Genomic DNA, 580 nt, shown 5'->3' on the forward strand with positions numbered 1-580 from the left:
TTTTGCCATACCACGGGGCCAGCGCCAGCAGCGACGGAATATCACGAATAGTCGGCTCAACGTGGGTTTTCATAAAGTTCTCGGCATCACCATCCGTCGGCAACCAGATAAGGGTGTTGCGCTGCTTATGCTCTATAATTTTGCCATACCACGGGGCCAGCGCCAGCAGCGACGGAATATCACGAATAGTCGGCTCAACGTGGGTTTTCATAAAGTTCTCGGCATCACCATCCGTCGGCAACCAGATAAGGGTGTTGCGCTGCTTATGCTCTATAAAGTAGGCATAAACACCCAGCAGCATTTTGGAATAACCGACACGGGCAGACTTCACCACATTCACCTCACGGATGTAGTCGCTGCCCATCGCATTCATGATGGCCCGCTGAAAGGGCAGTGTTTCCCAGCGCCCTTCCTGGTATGCGGATTCTTTCGGGAGATAGTAATTAGCATCCGCCCATTCAACGGCGGTCTGTGGCTCCGGCCTGAACAGTGAGCGAAGCCCGGCGCGGACAAAATGCCGCAGCCTGTTAACCTGACTGTTCGATATATTCACTCAGCAACCCCGGTATCAGTTCATCCA

General features: G+C 53.3%; 1 protein-coding gene. It reads right to left on the minus strand.

Annotated elements, in window-relative coordinates; all coding sequences use genetic code 11:
• Positions 1-553, minus strand: a 553-nt coding sequence (locus EDI28_RS26245) for a phage terminase large subunit family protein (protein ID WP_233353526.1), incomplete at its 3' end; no start/stop codon positions are given.
• Between the last annotated feature and the right edge of the window lie 27 nt (positions 554-580).

Origin of the sequence: Photobacterium chitinilyticum, assembly GCF_004104355.1 — a bacterium.
Taxonomy (GTDB): Bacteria; Pseudomonadota; Gammaproteobacteria; order Enterobacterales; family Vibrionaceae; genus Photobacterium; species Photobacterium chitinilyticum.